Below are 19,944 nucleotides of genomic sequence, written 5' to 3'. Positions count from 1 at the left end.
TAGCTTCCATACCTCTGATACACCGCAGCCACGAGAAAGGTTCCAGGTCCGGCCATGGCGCTCACGCTCTACGTCGACACCGCGCGCTGGCGGGCGCACCACAAGCACGTGCAGGAGCAGTTCCCGGGACTCGTCCCGGTCTGCAAGGGCAACGGCTACGGCTTCGGGCACGAGCGGCTGGCGGAGGAAGCCACTCGACTGGGCTCGGACGTCCTGGCGATCGGCACGACGTACGAGGCCGCGCGCATCAAGGACTGGTTCGGCGGTGACCTGCTGGTTCTGACGCCGTACCGGCGCGGCGAGGAGCCGGTGCCGCTGCCCGACCGGGTCATCCGCTCGGTGTCGTCCGTGGACGGCGTGTACGGCCTCGTGGGAGCCCGTGTCGTCATCGAGGTGATGTCCTCGATGAAGCGGCACGGCGTCAGCGAGCACGAGCTGCCGCAGCTGCACGCCGCCATAGAGAACGTCCGGCTCGAGGGCTTCGCCATCCACCTGCCGCTGGACCGCACCGACGGCTCCGACGCCGTCGAGGAGGTCATCGGCTGGATGGACCGGCTGCGTGCGGCCCGGCTGCCGCTGCACACGATGTTCGTCAGCCATCTCAAGGCCGAGGAACTGGCCCGTCTGCAGCAGCAGTTCCCGCAGACCCGCTTCCGCGCCCGCATCGGCACCCGGCTGTGGCTGGGGGACCATGACGCCACCGAGTACCGCGGCGCGGTCCTGGACGTCACTCGCGTCTCCAAGGGCGACCGCTTCGGCTACCGGCAGCAGAAGGCGGCCTCGGACGGCTTCCTGGTGGTCGTTGCGGGCGGTACGTCGCACGGGGTGGGCCTGGAGGCCCCCAAGGCACTGCACGGCGTCATGCCGCGCGCCAAGGGCGTCGCCCGGGCCGGCCTCGCCACGGTCAACCGGAACCTCGCTCCCTTCGTGTGGGGCGGCAAGCAGCGCTGGTTCGCGGAGCCGCCGCACATGCAGGTGTCGATCCTGTTCGTGCCCTCGGATGCGCCCGAGCCGAAGGTCGGGGACGAGCTGGTTGCCCATCTCCGCCACACCACTACGCAGTTCGACCGGATCGTGGACCGCTGACCTGCCGCACTCGGCACACGCTCGGCAACGCCGCAACAACGAAAGGCCCTACACGGACTCTCCCGTGCAGGGCCCTTCGCATGTTCGGCCAGTACCGCCTTTCGCGAGTTCGACCTCTCGCGCGCGCTTCCCACGCCGTGTTCGCTCAGAGCGAACCGCCGGCCGCCCCCCGGTTGCCCCACTCCACGTGCGGCCCCTCGAAGTGGGCCGCGTGCCGCGGGGGATGGGCTGCTTGGCCGAGCACGAACACGTCCTCCGCTCCGTCGAGGACGCCTCCCGACGGGTCGTCGTCGCCTGCCCGGCGCACCGGGTCCCGCTCCGGCATGAGGATGTCCCGCACGATCACGGCGCACATGTACAGCGTCCCCAGCAGGTGCACGCCGATGGCCCAGTGGTAGCCGTCGGGCGGCAGTCCCTTGTGGGCGTCCCCGCTGGTCGTGTATGCGAGGTAGAGCCAGATCCCGAGGAAGTACGCCACCTCGCAGGCCTGCCAGATGAGGAAGTCCCGCCACCTCGGCCGGGCCAGCACCGCCAGAGGCACCAGCCACAGGACGTACTGCGGCGAGTAGACCTTGTTTGTGAGGATGAACGCCGCGACGATCAGGAAGGCCAGCTGGGCGAAGCGCGGTCGGCGCGGTGCGGTCAGCGTGAGCGCGGCGACGCCGGCACAGCACAGCAGCATCAGCAGCGTGGCGAGCGTGTTGACAGTCTCGGTGCTCAGCGGGTCGCTGGAGTTCTGGGCCAGGATCAGCCAGAAGGAACCGAAGTCCACGCCTCGTTCCTGGCTGAACCGGTAGAACTGCGACCAGCCGTCCCAGGCGAGGAGCATCACCGGAAGGTTCACCACCAGCCAGGCCACCGCCGTGCCGCCCAGCGCCTTCCCGAAGTCCCGCCACTTGCCCGCACGCCAGCACAGGACGAACAGCGGGCCGAGCAGGAAGACGGGATAGAGCTTCGCGGCCGTGGCGAGCCCCAGCAGGACGCCGAAGGCGAGCGCGCGGCCACGTGACCACATCAGCATCGCCGCGGCCGTCAGAGCGACGGCCAGCAGGTCCCAGTTGATGGTCGCGGTCAGTGCGACGGCAGGCGCCAGGGCGACCAGCAGGCCGTCCCAGGGTCGCCTGGCGTGCGTGCGGGTCACGCAGACGGCGATGACGGCCGCGCAGACCATCAGCATCCCGGCGTTGACCATCCAGTACCACTGCTCCTGGTCCTGGATGCTGCCGCTGCCCGTCGTGAGCCAGGAGGCGACCTCCATGAACACACCGGTCAGCACCGGGTATTCGAGGTACTCCATGTCGCCGGGAAGCTTGTCGAAGTACGGCACCAGCCCGTCGGCGAAACCGCGCCCCTGGAACAGGTGCGGGATGTCCGAGTAGCAGGCATGCGTGTACTGCGAGCTGGCGCCGAAGAACCAGGCGCCGTTGTAGCAAGGTGCCTTCTGGACCAGCCCCAGGGCGAACATGCCGATCGCCACGAGCACGATGATCCGCACCGGAGTCCACCAGGACGTGCCGAGCAGGGCCCGCCGTCCGATGGGGCCACCGATCAGCTCACTCCCGTTGGCGGCGACCTCGTCCTCTCTGGTCGGCCCCACCAGGTCCGGCTCGTGCGCGCTTGTGGGCGTCGTCTCTGCACTGGGCATGGGGCACATCCTGCCGTACGTGTCTGAGAACGGTGCGAGGGCGACAGGGATGAGGCGGCTGAGTGTTTCACGTGAAACCGACGTTTCACGTGAAACAGGCCCTCGCCCCAGGCCACCCGCGCGGCCTCGCTCATGACGAAGGCCGGTGGCCGGCACCCTCTGTGTGGATGCCGGCCACCGGCCTTCTGGCGTCATACGAGCCCGTCAGCCTGACGGGCCGCCGAAGATGCCTCCGTTGCCATTGCCATTGCCGTTGTTGTTGCCGTCCGTCTCGGTTTCCGTGGGCGTCGGCGTGGAGGTCACGCCGCCGTCCGTGCCGCCGTTGTCCGAGCCTCCGACGTCGTTGCACTGGAAGCCAAAGCAGGTCTCGGTCGGCGTAGGCGTCGGCGAGATCAGCGACTCACTCGGCGTGGGGCTCGGAGTCGGGCTGGCTTCCTCGGTCTCGCTGGGCGTAGGACTGGGTGTCGGCGTGGGGATGTCGTTGACGACCTCACCGATGGGCGTCGGCACCGGGAACGGTGTCGGGGTGGTGCCCTTCAGCGCCTGCTCCATGTAGTCGTGCCAGATCTCGGCCGGGAACGAAGCACCGTGGATCTTCTCCTGACCACCCGTTCCGAACATCTTCAGGAACTCGCGGTTCTGGTTCTTCTCGTTGTCGTCCAGCCTGAACATCGCGATCGACGTCGACAGCTGCGGGGTGTAGCCCACGAACCAGGCCGACCGGTTGCCGTCCGTGGTACCCGTCTTGCCGGCCACCTGACGGTCGCTGAGCTGCGCGCTGGTACCCGTGCCCTTGTCGACCACCGTCTTCAGGACGTCCGTGACGTTGTCGGCGACCTCCGGGGTGAAGGCCTCCTTGGTCAGCGTCTTGTAGGAGAAGACCTCGCCGTCCTTGTCCGTCACCTTCTTGACGGAGTAGGGAGCACGCTGCTTTCCGCTGGACGCGAAGGTGGCGTAGGCGCCCGCCATACGGATCGCGCTGGGCTGAGAGGTGCCGATGGAGAAGGACGGGTAGTCCGTACCGGTCAGGCTGCTCTCCAGGATGCCGGCGTCCTCGGCGGCCTCCTTCACCTTGTCCAGCCCGATGTCCATGCCGAGCTGCACGAAGGCGGAGTTCACCGAGTTCCTCATCGCCTCACGGAGGTCGATGCGGTAGGCGGGAGGAGTGCCGTACGACTCATCGCCGTCGTTGACCTGGTTCCACTCCTCACCCTTCTCGTTCCGCCAGATGTCGCCCTTGAAGTCCCTGATCTTGAGCTTGTTCTTGCCGCTGTACAGGCTCTTCGGCGACACCTGGGTGCGCTCGTCCTGCGCCTGTTCCCCTTCGAGGTCCGGGTCCCGCACGCCCCACTTCATCGCGGCCGCGAGCACGAACGGCTTGAACGTCGAACCGACCTGGGCGCCGGTGACGTCGGCGTTGTTGGTGAAGTGCTTAGTCGCGTCCGTACCGCCGTAGATGGCCTTGATGGCCCCGGTCGCCGGATCCACCGAAGCCCCGCCGAACTGGACGTGAGTGTCCGTCTTCGGACGCTCCTCGGGCTTGATGTTCGCCTTCTGGACCTTCTTCACCGCGTTCTCGAGCTCCTTGACCTTCTTCTTGTCGAAGGTCGTCTGGATCGAGAGGCCGCCCGCTCGCAGTTTCTGCTCGGTGATGTTGGTCGTCTTGCTGTTGTTGACCAGGTAGCCGTTGGCGAGATCCACGAGGTAGCCGATCTGGCCGCTCAGCGCGGAGTTGAAGCGCGGGTTCTTCGAGTCGGGCAGCTTGGTGTACTTGGCGCGCACCTCAGGGCTCAGATGCCCGTACTGGACCATCTTGTCGAGGGTGTCCTGCATCTGGATCCGGGCACGCTTCTTGTTGGCCTCGGGGGTGGCCGCCGGATCAATGGACGCCGCACCAGCGGGGTCGTAGTACGTGGCGCCCTTGAGCGTGGCCGCCAGGAAGGCGCACTCTCCCTCGTTCAGCTTGATGGCGTCCTTGTTGAAGTACGCGCGGGCGGCCGCCTGGATCCCGTAGGCGTTGCGCCCGTAGTAGGCGGAGTTCAGGTAGCCGGCCATGATGTCGTCCTTCGACACCGTGGTGCCCACCTTGACCGAGATGAAGATCTCCTTGAACTTCCGCGAGATCGTCTGAGACTGGTCGCCCAGCCTCGCGTTCTTCACGTACTGCTGGGTGATGGTGGAACCACCCTGCGTCTCGCCACCGGTGGCCATGTTGAACACGGCGCGGGCGATGCCCTTCGGGTCGATGCCGCTGTCGCTGTAGAAGGTCTTGTTCTCCTGCGAGATCACAGCGTTCTGCATCGCCTTGGGAATCTGCGACAGGTTGATGATCTGCCGGTTGGTCTCGCCACCGGTGGAAACCATCTCGCTGCCGTCAGCCCAGTAGTAGACGTTGTTCTGCGCCGTAGCGGTCTCGTCGACCTTGGGGACGCCCACCATGGCGTAACCGATACCGGCCACCGCCACGAGGCTTCCGAGGAACCCGACGAACAGGCCCGCCACGAGCTTCCATGACGGCACCCAGCGCGCGACGCCGTACTTGCCCGCCCGGGGATAGTCGACGAACCGCTTCTTTCCGGGGGGAGCAGCGCGCCCTCGGCCCCGTCCGGGACCGGTGGCGCCGCCGGGAGCGGCGCGGCGGCCTGCCCGGGCCGGCTCGGCCGCTCTGCGGCGGCCACCGCTGCTTCTCTGGGCCGCGCGTCGTGCCTCGGCACGCCCGCCGTACGGACGTTCCTCGCCTTCCGAACCGCTGAAACCCGACCCGTACGAGTCGGAAGGAGATCCGGTGGCGCCACGCGGTGCCGCTCGGCGGCCGGAGGACGAGCCGGACTGGCCGCGTCGGGCCGCGGCACGTCCGCCTTCCTGCGGCTGCGGCGGTTTGCGACGGTGCTCGCTCATCGAACGACTACTCCTCGGGCAGGCGCACCCCTGCGCGCCTGACAACGGCGGCTGATTTCCGGTCCCCCCGAAGTACGGATGTGGTCGGTTCTGCATTCACCCGTACTGCACCAAGGACAACGACGCCCTCAGGTGTCACGCGGTTCCCGGTGCTGTGCATGGCGCACAGACTACGCACCGTCAAAGCCTGCCTAGCCCCGAACTTCACCCCAAATCAGGCAACTCGCTCCACATGAATCGTTGATGTGATCCCGTTCACCGTTCCCCCACTTGTCGCGCCCGGAAGGCCGTTCTATCGTCTAGATGTATCGAGTCGATACATCAGCGCGAGATATGACGAGGAGGCGAGGGGATGAGCCGACGGTCCGGGATCCTCGAGTTCGCCGTCCTCGGACTGCTCCGCGAGTCCCCTATGCACGGCTACGAGCTGCGCAAACGACTCAATACGTCACTGGGCGTGTTCCGCGCGTTCAGCTACGGCACGCTCTACCCCTGCCTCAAGACGCTGGTCGCCAACGGCTGGTTGATCGAGGAACCGGGGCACACCGCCGAGGACGCCCTTGCCGCACCACTCGCGGGGCGTCGCGCAAAAATCGTCTACCGGTTGACGGCGGAAGGTAAGGAGCACTTCGAGGAACTGCTCTCGCAGACCGGCCCCGACGCGTACGAGGACGAGCACTTCGCTGCCCGATTTGCCTTCTTCGGACGTACACCGCAGGACGTGCGCATGCGCGTGCTGGAGGGCCGACGCAGCCGGCTGGAGGAGCGTCTGGAGAAGATGCACGCCTCCTTGTCACGCACGCGGGAGCGCCTCGACGACTACACGCTTGAGCTCCAGCGCCACGGGATGGAGTCCGTGGAGCGCGAAGTGCGCTGGCTGAACGAGCTCATCGAGAGCGAGCGGGCCGGGCGGGACCTGAAGGGTTCCGCTGCCGGGGGGTCCGCTCAGCAGGACACCACAAATGGAGAGCCGGGCGATCTGCCCCGTCCCGGGGGCACCCCCAGGACGGATTCGCCCGGCGACACCGCCACGTGAGAGCTCAGTCAGGGCCTCACTCGTACACACAGGGAGCAACCGGAATGGGTTCGGTTCGCGTAGCCGTCGTCGGCGTGGGCAACTGTGCCGCGTCGCTGGTTCAGGGAGTCGAGTACTACAAGGACGCCGACCCGGCGTCCAAGGTCCCCGGCCTGATGCACGTGCAGTTCGGCGAGTACCACGTCCGTGACGTCGAGTTCGTCGCCGCCTTCGATGTCGACGCGAAGAAGGTCGGCCTCGACCTCGCGGACGCCATCGGCGCCAGTGAGAACAACACCATCAAGATCTGCGACGTGCCGCGCACCGGCGTGACCGTCCAGCGCGGCCACACCCTCGACGGTCTCGGCAAGTACTACCGCGAGACCATCGAGGAGTCCGCCGACGCCCCGGTCGACGTCGTCCAGGTCCTCAAGGACAAGCAGGTCGACGTCCTCGTCTGCTACCTGCCCGTCGGCTCCGAGGACGCGGCGAAGTTCTACGCCCAGTGCGCCATCGACGCCAAGGTCGCCTTCGTCAACGCCCTTCCGGTCTTCATCGCCGGTACGAAGGAGTGGGCGGACAAGTTCACCGAGGCGGGCGTCCCGATCGTCGGCGACGACATCAAGTCCCAGGTCGGCGCCACCATCACGCACCGCGTCATGGCGAAGCTGTTCGAGGACCGCGGCGTCGTCCTGGACCGCACGATGCAGCTGAACGTCGGCGGCAACATGGACTTCAAGAACATGCTCGAGCGCGAGCGCCTGGAGTCCAAGAAGATCTCCAAGACGCAGGCCGTCACCTCGCAGATCCCCGACCGTGAGCTCGGCGAGAAGAACGTCCACATCGGCCCGTCGGACTACGTGGCGTGGCTCGACGACCGCAAGTGGGCCTACGTCCGCCTCGAGGGCCGCGCCTTCGGTGACGTCCCGCTGAACCTGGAGTACAAGCTCGAGGTCTGGGACTCCCCGAACTCCGCCGGCGTCATCATCGACGCCCTGCGTGCCGCGAAGATCGCCAAGGACCGCGGCATCGGCGGCCCGATCCTCTCGGCGTCGAGCTACTTCATGAAGTCCCCGCCGGTGCAGTACTTCGACGACGTGGCCCGCGAGAACGTCGAGAAGTTCATCAAGGGCGAGGTCGAGCGCTAAGCACCGCGGCGCCGTAGTTGAACGCTCCTGCCAGAGCTGCCGAGGGTCCCCGGGTTGTACCGCCCGGGGACCCTCCCCGTATGTGAGGCTGTGCCCCATGTCCGTCGTACGCGACCTGCGGGTCCTGCTGCGCTTCGGGAACTTCCGGCGCCTGCTCGTCGTACGCCTGCTCTCGCAGGGCGCAGACGGCGTCTTTCAGACCGCGCTCGCCACGTACGTCGTCTTCTCCCCGGAGAAACAGACGTCGGCCACCGCGATCGCCTCCGCGATGGCCGTCCTGCTCCTGCCGTACTCCCTGGTGGGCCCGTTCTCCGGCGTCTTCCTGGACCGCTGGCGCCGTCGACAGGTCCTTCTGTACGGCAGCCTGCTGCGCACCGTGCTGGCCTCGGCGACAGCCGTGCTGATCATCACCGACGTCCCGGACTGGCTCTTCTACGTCTCCGCCCTGAGCGTCACCGCCGTCAACCGCTTCGTCCTGTCCGGCCTGTCCGCCGCACTGCCACGCGTGGTCGACGAAGAGCGCCTCGTGATCGCCAACTCCCTTTCCCCGACCGCCGGAACGCTCGCCGCGACCGCGGGTGCCGGCCTGGCCTTCGTCGTACGGCTGGTGGCCTGGGACTCCGACGCGGCCGTAGTGCTCCTGGGCGCTGCCCTGTACCTGTGCGCGGGACTGGCGGCACTACGCATGTCACGGGAACTGCTCGGCCCTGATCCCGAGTTGGTACAGCCACGCCTGGCTACGGCCCTGGCCGGTACCGTGCACGACCTGGCCGCGGGCGTCCGTCATCTCGCCACTCCGCCGCGCCGGGAAGCGGTCTGGGCTCTGCTCACGATGACCCTGATGCGCTTCTGCTACGGCGCCCTGCTGGTCATGCTGCTGATGCTGTGCAGGTACGCCTTCTCGTCGAATGCGGATGACGGACTCGCCCTGCTGGGGCTGGCGTTGGGGGTCTCCGGCGCCGGCTTCTTCGCGGCGGCCTTGGCAACCCCCTGGGCGGCGGGCCGGTTGGGTCCCGGACGCTGGATCGCCGCGTGCGCGGGGGTCGCGGCACTCCTGGTGCCCACGCTCGGCCTGCCCTTCGCCACAACTCCCATGCTCGTCGCGGCTTTCGTCCTCGGCCTGACGACGCAGGGGGCGAAGATCGCAACCGACACGATCGTGCAGGCCTCGGTCGAGGACGGCTTCCGTGGCCGGATCTTCTCCGTTTACGACGTGCTGTTCAATGTCGCGTTCGTCGGTGCGGCCGGAGTGGCCGCCCTGGTACTGCCGCCGGATGGCCGCTCGGCGGCGCTCGTGGTCGCAGTCGCCGTTGTCTACGCGGCAGTTGCGGTGGCTATGGCCCGCTTTGAACACCGCTCTGTGTCACATCAATGACACAGAGCCCCCCGCGGCTACGGGACTGTCAGTGGTGGCCGGTAACTTACGTGCGTCTTATATCGCGCATTGTTCGCGCCACGCACCCATGTTCCAGGGGGACCCAAGTGACAACTCCGCCGCCCACAGGCAACCCGTTCGCCCAGGGCCAGAACCCGTACGCCCAGGGGCAGCAGCCCTCCGGCCAGCCTCAGGGCCAGGCCCCGTATCCGCCCCAGGGCGGCTACCCGCAGCAGCCTGGGCAGCCGGGGTTCCCTCCGCAGGGGGCGGCGCCGTATGCGCCGGTTCCGCCGCAGCAGCCCGGCCGCCGGTTCAGCTTCAAGGCGATCAAGAACATCGCTGCCGTGGTCATCGTCGGCATCATGCTCATCGTCGGCTACATAATCAGCCTGGACGACGCCGAGAACGCCGCGGTGGGCGACTGCCTGAAGTCAGCCTCCTCCTCGTCGTCCTCCAACGACCGCATGGAGGTCGTGGACTGCACGTCCTCCGAGGCCGAGGCCAAGGTGCTCAAGAAGATCGACGGCACCTACACCTCGCTCACCGCCGAGACGGAGTGCCGCAAGGTCAGCGGCGCCACCAGCTTCTACGCCCAGACCGGCGACGGCGACAACTTCCTGCTGTGCCTGTCGGACGTCTGATCTGACCTCTCCACGTACTGAGGGGCGGTGTTTCACGTGAAACACCGCCCCTCAGTACGTGCTGCTCTTGTTGAAGCCGGGCCATGTTTCACGTGAAACATGGCCCGGCTTCACACAGTCTCAGCCCTGCTCGGTCCACCACTCCTTGAGTGCGGCCACGGCATCGTCGTGCCCCATCGGCCCGTTCTCCAGCCTCAGTTCCAGCATGTACTTGTACGCGTGGCCGATGACCGGACCGGGGCCGACCCCAAGGATCTCCATGATCTGGTTGCCGTCGAGGTCGGGGCGGATGGCGTCCAGTTCTTCCTGCTCCTGGAGTTGAGCGATCCGCTCCTCCAGGCCGTCGTAGGCGCGGGACAGTGCAGCCGCCTTGCGCTTGTTCCGCGTGGTGCAGTCCGAGCGGGTCAGCTTGTGGAGGCGGTCCAGGAGCGGACCGGAGTCACGGACATAGCGACGGACAGCGGAGTCCGTCCACTCGCCGGTGCCGTAGCCGTGGAAGCGCAGGTGGAGTTCAACCAGACGTGAGACGTCCTTCACCAGCTCATTGGAGTACTTCAACGCCGTCATGCGCTTCTTCGTCATCTTCGCTCCGACCACCTCGTGGTGGTGGAACGAGACCCTGCCGTCCTTCTCGAAGCGACGTGTGCGGGGCTTGCCGATGTCGTGCAGCAGCGCGGCCAGGCGGAGGGTCAGGTCGGGACCGCTCTCCTCCAGCGCCATCGCCTGCTCCAGGACGATCAGGGTGTGCTCGTACACGTCCTTGTGACGGTGGTGCTCGTCGCTCTCCAGCCGCAGGGCCGGCAGCTCGGGCAGCACGTGGTCGGACAGCCCGGTGTCCACCAGGAGCCGCAGCCCCTTGCGCGGGTGGGCGGACAGGATCAGCTTGTTCAGCTCGTCCCGCACCCGCTCCGCCGAGACGATCTCGATCCGCCCGGACATCTCCTGCATGGCCGTGACAACCTCGGGAGCGACCTCGAAGTCGAGCTGCGCCGCGAAACGCGCCGCCCGCATCATGCGCAGCGGGTCGTCCGAGAAGGACGCCTCGGGAGTGCCCGGCGTGCGCAGTACCCGCTCGGCGAGGTCCTCCAGACCGCCGTGCGGATCGACGAACTCCTTCTCCGGAAGCGCGACGGCCATGGCGTTCACGGTGAAATCACGCCGGACGAGGTCTTCCTCGATCGAGTCGCCGTACGACACCTCCGGCTTGCGGGAGGTCCGGTCGTAGGCCTCCGATCGGTAGGTGGTCACCTCGATCTGGTAGCCGTCCTTCTGTGCTCCGACCGTACCGAAAGCGATACCGACCTCCCACACGGCATCCGCCCACGGCCGCACGATCTTCAACACGTCCTCGGGACGCGCGTCGGTCGTGAAGTCCAGGTCGTTGCCGAGCCGGCCGAGCAGCGCGTCCCGGACCGATCCGCCGACCAGGGCGAGTGAGAACCCGGCCTCCTGGAACCGGCGGGCAAGATCATCGGCAACAGGGGCAACCCGCAACAGTTCACTGACCGCGCGATGCTGCGCCTGGCTCAGGGCGCTGGGCTTTTCTTCGTTGGCGTTCGGCACAACAAAAGAGGGTACGTGGCCCGGCCGACCGTGAGCGCCCCCATTAACGCGCATCCCGGGGCCGCAGACAGCTCTGCCGATACGCGCACAAGCGCTGCTCTTGCGACCTACGAAACGCTCCTCTTTATACGGGCACATACGGGACAGGCCGACGGTGTGAACCGATCTTGTGGAGGAGACCGCGGCACTTCCCCTCAGCGCGCATCGTTACCATGCGTGGACGCACATTCCGACGACCACTGACGACGACGAGGGACGGACGAGCGCGTGGCCGAGGCGGCAGACTTCCAGGGGATGACTCCCTCACCTGCCCGCCGGTGGATGCGGCGCACCGGAGCACTGCTCGCCGGGGCGCCTCTGCTGGCTGGGCTGCTTCAGCTGCCCACCGCCGCCCCCACACAGGCTGCGGTGCAGGACTCCGTGCAGGCCGCTTCCGGCTCGGGCACGGTGGCTGTCGCTGTGGATTCGCTCACTCCCTCCGCCCCCAGTGACGGCGACACACTGACCGTGTCCGGCACGGTGACCAACACGGGCAAGCAGGCCGTCACCGACGCGCAGGTGGACCTGCGTCTCGGGGGCGCTCTGAACACCCGCTCGGCCATCGACAGGGTCGCCGGGCGCAGCGACTACCAGCAGGGCGTCGACGGAGCCCCGGTGGGCGGGAAGTACGTCAAGGAGTTCTCCAAGCTCACGCCTGGCGTGTCCCAGCGCTTCAGCATCTCCGTACCGGTCGACAAGCTGGATCTCGGGGAGGACGGCGTCTACGAGTTCGCCGTCTCCCTGTCCGGCGAGACGTCCGCGCGGCCGTGGGACCAGGTGCTCGGCATCCAGCGGACGTTCCTGCCGTGGCAGCCCGACGAGGCCGACCCGAAGACCCGCACGACGGTGATGTGGCCGCTCGTCTCCACCGCCCACATGACGGCGCAGACGGGGTCGGACGAGTCGCAGACGCCGGTCTTCCGTGACGACGACCTCGCCAAGGAGATCGCTCCCGGCGGCCGCCTCGAGCAGCTCGTGTCGCTGGGCAAGGACCTCGACGTCACCTGGGTGATCGACCCCGACCTGCTGGCCTCCGTGGACGCGATGACGGAGCGCTACCGCGTCCAGGGCGAGGGTGACGCGACGACGGCGGGCACCCACCAGGCACTCGCCAAACAGTGGCTGGCCGACCTGCAGGAAGCCGTGCAGGACAAGGAGGTCGTCGCGCTGCCCTTCAGCGACCCCGACCTGGCTTCCCTGGCCCACAACGGCACGAACGTCACCGGCTCGCTCAGCCACCTCAAGGAGGCCACCGAGGCCGCCGTCGTCACGGTCGACTCGATCCTCCACGTGCAACCGAACACCGACTTCGCCTGGCCCGTGAACGGCGCGGTCGACCCGTCCATCGTCAAGGTGGCCACCTCCGCCGGCGCGGACAAGGTGATCGCCCGCAGCGACAGCCTGGAGGAGCAGGGCGGCCTGCCCTACACGCCCTCCGCGGCCCGCCCCATCGGCGGCGGCACGACGGCGGTCGTCACGGACGCACGGATGTCGACGCTGTTCCAAGGGAACCTGACAAGGGCGTCGAGCTCGACGCTCGCCGTGCAGAGGTTCCTGGCGCAGAGCCTGGCCCTCAACCTCCAGACGGACAATCAGCGCAGCATCGTCGTCGCCCCGCAGCGGATGCCGACCGCGAGCCAGGCCCGCGCGATGGCCGAGGCGGTGACGGCACTCCAGGACGGCACGTGGTCCCAGTCCCAGGACCTCACCGCCGCTGCCACGGCCAAGCCCGACTCCGCCGCCACCACGCAGGTGCCGCCGGTGTCCAAGTACCCCGCCTCGCTGCGGGACCAGGAGCTGCCGCGATCCGCCTTCAGGCAGATCGCGAGCACGCAGGACAAGCTCGACAAGTTCAAGGTGATCCTCACCAACCAGGACCGGGTGGTGACCCCCTTCGGGCGGGCCATGAACCGGGAGATGTCCACGTCGTGGCGTGGCCGCCCCGCAGAGGCCGCTGACTATCGCAACGGCGTGGAAGCGTACGTCGACTCCCTGGCCGGCCAGGTCACACTGATCGACAAGTCCGAGACCAAGCTGTCCGGGCGCAGCGCCACGATCCCGGTGACGGTGCAGAACAACCTGGTGCAGGGCGTCGATCACCTGGTGCTGCGACTCACCTCCAGCAGCCCGAGGCGGCTCGAAATCGGCGGGGAGCGCTTCTACGAGCAGCGCGTCGCGGTGTCCGGCGGGCACAGCCAGACGGTGAAGTTCCCCACGTCGGCTCAGGCCAACGGCCAGGCCACGGTCGTGGCCCAGCTGTACACGGAGGACGGCCAGAAGTACGGCGCACCGGTCACCTTCGACGTGAAGGTCACGGAGTTCACGGCCACCGTGATGCTGGTCATCGGCGGCGGTTTCCTCCTGCTCGTCCTCGCCGGGTTCCGTATGTACACGCAGCGCAAGCGAGCTGCCGCCCGTGCGGCCGAGGAAGACGGGGCCGAGGAGACTAGCGAGGCGGACGGCGATCCGGAGAACCCGGAAGGCCCTGAGAACCGTCTCACACCCGAGGACCTTCTCAAGGAGGAGTCCGGCGCGGGCGCCCGGGAAGAGGCCCCGGAGCAGCCGAGTGACCCGACACCGGACACCGCAGCGGAAAGCGCCGACCCGTCCGGCACGGGTGAGAGAGTGGACCGTTGAGCGATGTCGTGGCCGGTGGGCCCGGGACGATGAGGTGGGGTAACCATGAACGCGCCGTACGACGGTGACCGCGGCCAGGCCGCGGGCCCCCCGGGGCACCCCGAGGGCCCGCCGCCCGAGGACGGCCAGGTACCGCCGCAGCACCCCGCGGACATGTACCTCCAGGACGCCTACGACCAGGACCCCTACCGGGCCCAGAACCTCTCGTCCCAGGACCCGGTCGCAGAGGCCCTGTACGACCGTGCCGCGCACCCGCCGCCCCCGCCGGGCACGTACCCGCCGCAGCAGCAGCTGTACGCCCAGCCGCCCCAGTCGCCGTACGCCCCCGACCCCCAGGTGTGGGCGCAGACCCCGGCGCCCGAGCCGGAGGGCCCGACCCAGTACCTGCCGTACGGCGACGACCCCCGTACGACCCAGTACGTCGGCGTCGACGACCTCGTCACGCACTCCACCGAGAACCAACCGGAGCACGACGCCTTCGCGCACCTCTTCCGGGACCAGCAGCAAGGTGGCCACCCGCAGTACCAGCCGCCGACGGTCCCTGGGCCTTCCCCGGCGCCTGCCGGCGGCCCCTACCCGGGCCCCGCGGCACCTGCCGCTGCCGAGGCCGCTGCGCCGGCTCCGGCGCCCGCTCCCGCCTCTGCGCCGGCCGCCAAGAAGGGCGGGCGGGCCGGCGGCCTGCTGAAGTCGAGCGCCGTGATGGCGGCGGGCACGATGGTGTCCCGGCTCACCGGCTTCGTCCGGTCCATGATGATCGTTTCGGCACTGGGCCTCGGCCTGCTCGGCGACTCGTTCCAGGTCGCCTACCAGCTGCCGACGATGATCTACATCCTGACCGTCGGCGGCGGCCTCAACTCCGTCTTCGTGCCGCAGCTCGTGCGGGCGATGAAGGACGACGAGGACGGCGGCGAGGCCTACGCCAACCGGCTGCTGACCCTGGTGATGGTGGCGCTCGCTGCACTCACCGCCCTGGCGATGTTCGGCGCGCCGTTCCTGGTCAGAGCCCTTTCCACCCCGGTCGCCAACGATCCCGCCGCCAACGAGGTGGCCGTCACCTTCACCCGCTACTTCCTGCCCTCGATCTTCTTCATGGGCGTCCACGTGGTGATGGGGCAGATCCTCAACGCCCGCGGCAAGTTCGGCGCGATGATGTGGACGCCGGTTCTGAACAACATCGTCATCATCGTGACGCTGGGGATGTTCCTCTGGGTGTACGGCACCGCGGAGCACTCCGGCATGTCCGTCACGAACATCCCGCCGGAGGGCCAGCGGCTCCTCGGCATCGGTGTCCTGCTCGGCCTGGTCGTCCAGGCCCTGGCGATGATCCCGTACCTGCGCGAGACGGGCTTCCGGCTGCGGCCGCGCTTCGACTGGAAGGGCCACGGTCTCGGCAAGGCGGCGATGCTCGCGAAGTGGACGATCCTGTTCGTCCTGGCCAACCAGGCCGGTGCGCTCGTGGTCACCCAGCTGTCCACCGCCGCCGGCGTCGACTCCGACGTCGACGGAACCGGCTTCGCCGCCTACGCCAACGCCCAGCTGATCTGGGGCCTGCCTCAGGCCATCATCACCGTCTCCCTGATGGCCGCCCTGCTGCCACGGCTCTCGCGCTCCGCCGCCGAGGGCGACCGCGGTGCCGTCCGGGACGACATCTCCCAGGGCTTGCGGACGACAGCCGTCGCCATCGTCCCCATCGCCTTCGGGTTCCTCGCCCTGGGCATCCCGATGTGCACGCTGATGTTCGGCTCCTCGGGCACCAGCGAGGCCACCAACATGGGCTTCATGCTGATGGCCTTCGGTCTCGGCCTCATCCCGTACTCCGTGCAGTACGTGGTCCTGCGCGCCTTCTACGCCTACGAGGACACCCGGACCCCCTTCTACAACACGGTGATCGTCGCGGCGGTCAACGCCATCGCCTCGGCCGCCTGCTACTTCGTCATCCCGGCCCGCTGGGCCGTCGTCGGCATGGCCGCCTCCTACGGCCTGGCCTACGCGATCGGCGTCGGCATCGCCTGGAGCCGACTGCGCAAGAAGCTGGGCGGCGACCTCGACGGCACCCGCGTGATGCGGACGTACGCCAGACTCTGCATCGCCTCGGTGCCTGCGGCCCTGCTGAGCGGCGCGGCCTGCTACGGCATCGCCCAGACCCTCGGCCAGGGGGTCATCGGTTCCTTCGCCGCCCTGCTGGCCGGCGGAGCCGTGCTACTCGGGATCTTCTTCGTCGCCGCCCGCAGGATGCGCATCGAGGAGCTGAACTCACTGGTCGGCATGGTTCGCGGGCGCCTGGGTCGCTGAACCTTGGGTAGGCGCACAACCATCGTCCGCCATCGTGTGTCGTGCATAGCGGCGGACTGTGGGCACAATTGGTTTCGGCGTCGGACGGCGCGCACTGAGTCGGACGGCGCGCAAGGAATGGGGAGGCAGGAACGACGGTGGCGGAACGGAGCACGGCTGCCGTCGACGTGGCAGACAACAGCGGCGATGAGCCGCTGACCGCTCAGGCGGACCAGTCCACGGCCGACGGGGTGGCCAAGAATCGGGAGCGGGACACGGACATCGACGAGGCACAGGGGAGTGGCGGGACCGAGGGTCCCGAGAAGGCCTCACCGCCCGAACTGCACAGCGGTCACAAACTCGCCAGACGCTACCGCCTCGAGGAGTGCGTCACCCGTCTGGACGGTTTCAGCAGTTGGCGTGCGGTCGACGAGAAACTCCGTCGCGCCGTCGGCGTCCACATCCTGCCCGCGGACCACACTCGGGCCCGTTCCGTACTGGCCGCTGCCCGCTCCTCCGCGCTGCTCGGCGACCCCCGGTTCGTCCAGGTCCTCGACGCCGTCGAGGAGAACGATGTCGTCTACGTCGTTCACGAATGGCTCCCCGACGCCACCGAACTGACCACGCTGCTCGCTTCCGGCCCGCTGGAGGCGTACGACATCTACCAGATGGTCACCCAGGTGTCCGCCGCCATGGCGGCCGCTCACCGTGAAGGTCTGGCGCATCTGCGCCTCAACCCGAACGCCGTGCTGCGGGCATCGACCGGCCAGTGGCGCATCCGCGGCCTCGCTGTGAACGCCGCCCTGCGCGGCATCAGCTCCGACACCCCGCAGCGCACCGACACGGAGGCCATCGGCGCCCTGCTGTACGCCGCGCTCACCCAGCGCTGGCCGTACGAGAGCGACGCGTACGGTCTGTCCGGCCTGCCCAAGGACATCGGACTGATCGCCCCCGACCAGGTGCGCGCCGGCGTCCACCGTGGCCTGTCCGAGCTCGCCATGCGCGCGCTGGTCAACGACGGTGCGACCGCGTCCCGCCACGAGTCCGCGTGCACGACGCCGGAGGAACTGGTGAAGGCGATCGGCGAGATGCCCCGCATCCGCCCGCCGGAGCCCACGTTCACGGCCCCGCCGGACTATCAGCGCACGACGTACCAGCAGGGCACGTACGGCCGCCGGCAGGGTTCACATCCGGGCGCCACCCAGCCGGTACCGACCCCGCCGCCCCCGCTGCAGAGCCGCACCGGAAAGGCCCTGAAGTGGGCCGTGTCGGCCCTCCTGATCGCGGCCCTGGGCCTTGGCAGCTGGCAGCTCGCTGATGCGCTCATGGACCAGGGCAACAAGCCCGAGGACGGCAGCCAGACGCAGACGACGGACGACAACGACAAGAACGGCGACAACACCAAGCCGGTCCGGCCGATCAAGATCCAGAACGCTCAGGAGTTCGTCGCGAAGGGCGGCGCCCAGGCGCCGGAGGACGTGGCGAAGACATACGACGGCGACAGCTCGTCGTACTGGCGCACCAAGAGCTTCGTCGACGGTCCGGAGATGAACCCCGCCTTCAAGCCCGGTGTCGGCATCGTCTACGACCTCGGATCGTCCCAGTCGGTGTCGGCCGCTTCGATAGGGCTTCTGTATCCCGGCGACCACACGACTGTCTCGCTCTACGCGTCGGACTCCCTGACGCCCTCGTCGCTGGACTCGATGGAGAAGATCGGCACCGTCACGACGAGCGGCACCAGTGCGTCGGTGAAAGTCACCAAGTCGGTGAAGACCCAGTACGTTCTGGTGTGGCTCACCGCCATGCCCCATGCGGACGGTGACCAGTACAGCGGCTCCGGGTTCAAGCAGGCCATCACCGACCTGAAGTTCACCGGCTAGAGCTCACCACGTCCAAGGGGAGGGGGTCCGATGGCAGAGGGCACCGCACACCGCGAGGTGAGCGACGAGGATCTCCTGGCCCTCCATGTGAAGGGCGACCCCGATGCCTTCGGTGAGCTCGTGCGGCGTCATCGCGATCGGCTCTGGGCGGTGGCGCTGCGGACGCTCGGAGACCGCGAGGAGGCCGCTGACGCCGTCCAGGACGCCCTCGTGTCCGCCTACCGGGCCGCCCACACGTTCCGAGGCCAGTCGGCCGTCACGACGTGGCTGCACCGGATCACCGTGAATGCCTGCCTGGACCGCGCTCGCAAGGCGGCCTCACGGAAGACCTCCCCCGTCGACGACACCGAGCGCCTGGAGCAGTTGCTGGAGCCTCACGAGGAGGCATCCGCGCCCGCGGAGCGCAACGATCTGCATCGCCAGTTGCTGGAGGCCCTCGGCACGCTGCCGCCCGACCAGCGCGCTGCACTCGTCCTGGTGGACATGCAGGGATACCCGGTCGCGGAGGCCGCCCGTGTCCTCGATGTTCCGACCGGCACGGTCAAGAGCCGATGTGCGCGTGGCAGAGCCAGACTCCTGCCTCTCCTCACGCATCTACGACCGGAGAGCGCGCGTGGTGGCAAGGACTCCGGCGAGAGGCGGAACCGGACGCAGGGGGCATCCGTCCCACCGGCAGCGGGTCCTCATGACACGACGCAAGCCAAGGATCCGCGTGATACCGGGCCGAGTGATTCAGCAGCAGTGAAGGGCGGAGGTGGGCGAGCGTGACATCCACGACGGACACGGCCGGGCACCCGGACGTCACCGAGCTCTCCGACCTCACCGAGGGCCTCCTCCCTCCGGCCAGGACCACCGAGGTACGGAGTCATCTGGACGAGTGCGAACTGTGCGCGGACGTCCACGCCTCGCTTGAGGAGATCCGAGAGCTGCTCGGCACCCTGCCCGGCCCGGCGCGCATGCCCGCCGATGTCGCCGGACGCATCGACGCCGCGCTCGCCGCAGAGGCTCTGCTGAACGCGACGGCGCCCGATGGCGTCGAGGCACCGACGCTGGGTGGAGAGACCCACACTCCGGTCTCCGGTGCGGACGACAGCGCGCATGTTTCACGTGAAACATCGGCAGCGTCCGACCGTCCGGCAGGGCACGCCCGCTCCTCGACCACCGGTCCCGGCCGCAAGGGCCGTAGTAAGCCCGGGCGCCGCAGGGTGGCCGTCCTCGGCGCCGCCTTCACAGCTGCCGCTCTCGGACTCGGCTCCGTGCTGCTGACCTCGCTGATGGGTGGCGGAGGGGCCGGTCCATCGGCCGATGGCGGGCAGACCGGCGCCGACACCTTCTCCGCAGCGAAGCTGGAGAAGCACGTCACCGATCTCCTCGCCGCGAGCGAGAGCTCTCCAGGTAGCTCCCGCGGTCCGGACCGCAGCATGGGCATCGAAGGCGGGTCCGACACCGAGAGCCCCAAGATCCTGCGCGAGATCACGGTGCCTGACTGCGTCAGGAAGGGCATCAACCGCGACGATGCGGCGCTCGCCGCCGAGGAGGGCGTCTTCCAGGGCAAGGACGCTCTCCTCGTCGTGATGCCGGACGCCTCCGACGTCAGCCGGGTCGCCGTTTACGTCATGGACGCGACCTGTGTGAAGCAGCCGTCGTCGACCACGGCCAAGGTTCTCCTGAAGGACTCCTACCCGCGTTCCTGAGACCCCGGCCGCTCGTCCCCGTCAGGACCGCCAACCCCTAGGCTGTGGCGTC

General features: G+C 68.4%; 13 protein-coding genes. 10 read left to right on the top strand and 3 right to left on the bottom strand.

Going from position 1 to position 19,944, the window contains the following annotated elements:
* Window positions 1–54 precede the first annotated feature (54 nt).
* The gene (locus tag ACZ7M7_RS28025) at window positions 55–1,086 is read left to right on the top strand and encodes an alanine racemase (RefSeq protein WP_383608266.1); all 1,032 of its coding nucleotides are present in this window, start codon (window positions 55–57) and stop codon (window positions 1,084–1,086) included.
* 145 nt (window positions 1,087–1,231) lie between these two features.
* Here the strand turns inward: ACZ7M7_RS28025 and ACZ7M7_RS28020 are convergent, their stop codons facing one another.
* Window positions 1,232–2,731: a glycosyltransferase family 87 protein gene (locus ACZ7M7_RS28020; RefSeq protein WP_472121364.1), complete on the bottom strand. Its 1,500-nt coding sequence runs from the start codon at window positions 2,729–2,731 to the stop codon at window positions 1,232–1,234.
* A 204-nt stretch (window positions 2,732–2,935) separates the two neighbouring features.
* Window positions 2,936–5,629 (bottom strand): transglycosylase domain-containing protein, encoded by a 2,694-nt coding sequence (locus tag ACZ7M7_RS28015; protein WP_472121362.1) that lies wholly within the window; start codon window positions 5,627–5,629, stop codon window positions 2,936–2,938.
* 352 nt (window positions 5,630–5,981) lie between these two features.
* On the opposite strand from ACZ7M7_RS28015, the gene ACZ7M7_RS28010 reads away from it, so the two are divergent.
* The 4 genes from ACZ7M7_RS28010 (at window position 5,982) to ACZ7M7_RS27995 (ending at window position 9,808) form a co-directional block, all read left to right on the top strand.
* The gene (locus ACZ7M7_RS28010; RefSeq protein WP_383608272.1) at window positions 5,982–6,665 is read left to right on the top strand and encodes a PadR family transcriptional regulator; all 684 of its coding nucleotides are present in this window, start codon (window positions 5,982–5,984) and stop codon (window positions 6,663–6,665) included.
* Window positions 6,666–6,709: 44 nt separating this feature from the next.
* Entirely contained in the window at window positions 6,710–7,792 is a 1,083-nt protein-coding gene (locus ACZ7M7_RS28005) for an inositol-3-phosphate synthase (RefSeq protein ID WP_383608274.1), read from the top strand.
* Window positions 7,793–7,889: 97 nt separating this feature from the next.
* The gene (locus ACZ7M7_RS28000; RefSeq protein ID WP_472121356.1) at window positions 7,890–9,167 is read left to right on the top strand and encodes an MFS transporter; all 1,278 of its coding nucleotides are present in this window, start codon (window positions 7,890–7,892) and stop codon (window positions 9,165–9,167) included.
* Window positions 9,168–9,274: 107 nt separating this feature from the next.
* A complete protein-coding gene (locus ACZ7M7_RS27995; RefSeq protein ID WP_383628864.1) occupies window positions 9,275–9,808 on the top strand; it encodes an LppU/SCO3897 family protein in 534 nt (177 codons plus the stop codon).
* A gap of 120 nt (window positions 9,809–9,928) precedes the next feature.
* On the opposite strand, the gene ACZ7M7_RS27990 is transcribed toward ACZ7M7_RS27995, so the two are convergent.
* Window positions 9,929–11,371 (bottom strand): CCA tRNA nucleotidyltransferase, encoded by a 1,443-nt coding sequence (locus tag ACZ7M7_RS27990; RefSeq protein ID WP_472121351.1) that lies wholly within the window; start codon window positions 11,369–11,371, stop codon window positions 9,929–9,931.
* A 267-nt stretch (window positions 11,372–11,638) separates the two neighbouring features.
* Between ACZ7M7_RS27990 and ACZ7M7_RS27985 the strand changes: the two genes are divergently transcribed.
* The 5 genes from ACZ7M7_RS27985 to ACZ7M7_RS27965 all read left to right on the top strand — a co-directional run bounded on the left by ACZ7M7_RS27985 (window position 11,639) and on the right by ACZ7M7_RS27965 (window position 19,892).
* Window positions 11,639–14,047, top strand: coding sequence for a DUF6049 family protein (locus tag ACZ7M7_RS27985; protein ID WP_472121348.1), 2,409 nt, complete (start codon window positions 11,639–11,641; stop codon window positions 14,045–14,047).
* Window positions 14,048–14,092: 45 nt separating this feature from the next.
* Window positions 14,093–16,339, top strand: coding sequence for a murein biosynthesis integral membrane protein MurJ (gene murJ, locus ACZ7M7_RS27980; protein ID WP_472121343.1), 2,247 nt, complete (start codon window positions 14,093–14,095; stop codon window positions 16,337–16,339).
* Between the two features lie 137 nt (window positions 16,340–16,476).
* Window positions 16,477–18,198, top strand: coding sequence for a protein kinase family protein (locus tag ACZ7M7_RS27975; RefSeq protein WP_383608286.1), 1,722 nt, complete (start codon window positions 16,477–16,479; stop codon window positions 18,196–18,198).
* A gap of 30 nt (window positions 18,199–18,228) precedes the next feature.
* Window positions 18,229–18,966: an RNA polymerase sigma factor SigM gene (gene sigM, locus ACZ7M7_RS27970; protein ID WP_472121337.1), complete on the top strand. Its 738-nt coding sequence runs from the start codon at window positions 18,229–18,231 to the stop codon at window positions 18,964–18,966.
* Window positions 18,963–19,892, top strand: coding sequence for an anti-sigma factor family protein (locus tag ACZ7M7_RS27965; protein ID WP_472121335.1), 930 nt, complete (start codon window positions 18,963–18,965; stop codon window positions 19,890–19,892). The genes sigM and ACZ7M7_RS27965 overlap by 4 nt, the downstream gene beginning before the upstream one ends.
* Window positions 19,893–19,944: the final 52 nt, after the last annotated feature.

It is taken from the genome of Streptomyces sp. NPDC111606 (genome assembly GCF_055656945.1).
Note: the sequence above shows the minus strand (reverse complement) of the source record. Positions and strands in the feature narration are given on the sequence as shown.

Coding starts and splice junctions, on each gene's coding strand:
- ACZ7M7_RS28025 (WP_383608266.1), top strand. CDS start 55: ATGGCGCTCACGCTCTACGTCGACACCGCGCGCTGGCGGGCGCACCAC.
- ACZ7M7_RS28020 (WP_472121364.1), bottom strand. CDS start 2,731: ATGCCCAGTGCAGAGACGACGCCCACAAGCGCGCACGAGCCGGACCTG.
- ACZ7M7_RS28015 (WP_472121362.1), bottom strand. CDS start 5,629: ATGAGCGAGCACCGTCGCAAACCGCCGCAGCCGCAGGAAGGCGGACGT.
- ACZ7M7_RS28010 (WP_383608272.1), top strand. CDS start 5,982: ATGAGCCGACGGTCCGGGATCCTCGAGTTCGCCGTCCTCGGACTGCTC.
- ACZ7M7_RS28005 (WP_383608274.1), top strand. CDS start 6,710: ATGGGTTCGGTTCGCGTAGCCGTCGTCGGCGTGGGCAACTGTGCCGCG.
- ACZ7M7_RS28000 (WP_472121356.1), top strand. CDS start 7,890: ATGTCCGTCGTACGCGACCTGCGGGTCCTGCTGCGCTTCGGGAACTTC.
- murJ (WP_472121343.1), top strand. CDS start 14,093: ATGAACGCGCCGTACGACGGTGACCGCGGCCAGGCCGCGGGCCCCCCG.
- sigM (WP_472121337.1), top strand. CDS start 18,229: ATGGCAGAGGGCACCGCACACCGCGAGGTGAGCGACGAGGATCTCCTG.